General features: G+C 53.7%; 1 protein-coding gene. It reads right to left on the bottom strand.

Features of this window, described 5'->3' with window-relative positions; translation table 11 throughout:
- Positions 1-27 precede the first annotated feature (27 nt).
- Entirely contained in the window at positions 28-1,401 is a 1,374-nt protein-coding gene (locus tag ABX962_RS35675; RefSeq protein ID WP_372726402.1) for an IS4 family transposase, read from the bottom strand.
- Between the last annotated feature and the right edge of the window lie 302 nt (positions 1,402-1,703).

Below are 1,703 nucleotides of genomic sequence, written 5' to 3' on the forward strand. Positions count from 1 at the left end.
CCTTGTCATTACCCACAACTTTGTGCGTTACAGTCCACCAATGAGGTTCATTCCGTCAAGTAGCGATTGCAGTTTTCGATAGCCACGCCAGACGGTTTGCCAGCCGGGTTCGCCATCACTTGCACGACCAAGAAAGCCTCCCAGTTTTGCGACTTCACGGAAGAACGTGTAGACCGTCATGTCAGTCAGCTTGGTCTGGGGACGGACTAACTTAAGACACCGCAGCCAGCTTGTGGGGACGTGCGTTGCTGCTTTCGCATCAGGTTGATTTCGACCGATCAACTTCAGCTGAAAAAGGCGTATGCCGATCACGCTAATCAATGCGATCAAGGGCTCCAAGCGTTCAGCTTTCCGCAGCGCGTGGACTTCAATACTACAGCCGGTTTTGAGGACTTTATGATATTCCTCCACCAGCCAACGGTTTTCGTAGTCTTCAATCACCTGCCACGCATCTGCGAGGGTTTCTACGGGGCTACTCGCCAACAGCACCCAACAAATAGGCGTGACGCCTGGGGGAGCGTCCATCTCTTGCACGACAACAACACTCGACTCCAACTGCTTAATACCGCACTGCTTCACCCACTTGCTGCTGTGCACCGGGCGTTCAAAGCTCACGGACATCGCGGACACTTCGATCTTTGCGGTTCGGGCCGCAACACCCGGTCGACTGCGCAGGTTCAATTCATAGCTGCCCAATAGCGTCGCGTCTTTGATGGCATCCTTCAAGGAAATCTTACGTTTATCTTGTGTTGTGACTTTGCGGTTCAACTTGGAGGCTCGGATCACCCATTCGCATCCTGTCAGGCGAATGTGGCACATCGCCTCAAAGTTATCCCCACCGCGATCGAAAACATGAATCCACGTTGAACCTTCCGCCGCTGGCCCCACTTGATCGACCAATTCTCCCCAGATGTCGCTCTCACGTCGCCGAGCGAGACGTTGCATGCGAGTTTCCTTCTTATCTTTAAATTTGCGGTACTGGAGTAACGCGCCGGCAGCACCGCGGATCTGCTTCTGATTACAGTCGTACATCAAGCAATTATGCAGTTGCATTCCACGTCCGACGCCGCTGCCCAGCATCCCTAGCCCAGTGGTTCCCTTGTGAGAGAAGTGGTCGATGTCGGTCGTATCGCTAATGAGTAAATACCGCCCCGGCTTGGTCTGGCGAGTTTGGGTCCAGTGCGGCTGAGCAACCGCTTCGAAGATAACGTTGGGGCTATCGAACAAGCGATAAGCAGCTTTTAGGTCGGCCCAACCAGTGTTTTGCTCCGGCAACGATTTCTCGGGTGCGTCCAACATCTGCTTCGCCACTTTCCGCAACCGCTTGGTGCGTCGTACATCGCCGAGGTCACAGGTTCCAAACTGCTGCTCGACCCATTCCTCGTTGCTAACCACTTTCATTGTGACTCATCACCAAACAAAGGGATGTCGCTCGACGTGGACACTCCCTGGTTCACACAGCGAAAAATACCGAGCATCTCCTTGCTCGTCGCCAAATAATTGGGCGTCGCCTCAATTCGTCAATCGTCACGCCTATACAAGCAAAGACTTAACTGCTGCAGCTTCAACCACTTCGAAATTTAAAATTCTACGTCCTGGGATGGAAAGTTGTGGGTAATGACAAGGACGTGAGTCCGTGGACCGACACGCACCTCGCCGCGAAGAGTCGCAACGCGACGGCAGGAATTCCCGCGATGGTCCGA

The sequence above is a fragment of the Novipirellula sp. genome (assembly GCF_041583735.1).
GTDB lineage: Bacteria > Planctomycetota > Planctomycetia > Pirellulales > Pirellulaceae > Novipirellula.

Coding starts and splice junctions, on each gene's coding strand:
- ABX962_RS35675 (WP_372726402.1), bottom strand. CDS start 1,401: ATGAAAGTGGTTAGCAACGAGGAATGGGTCGAGCAGCAGTTTGGAACC.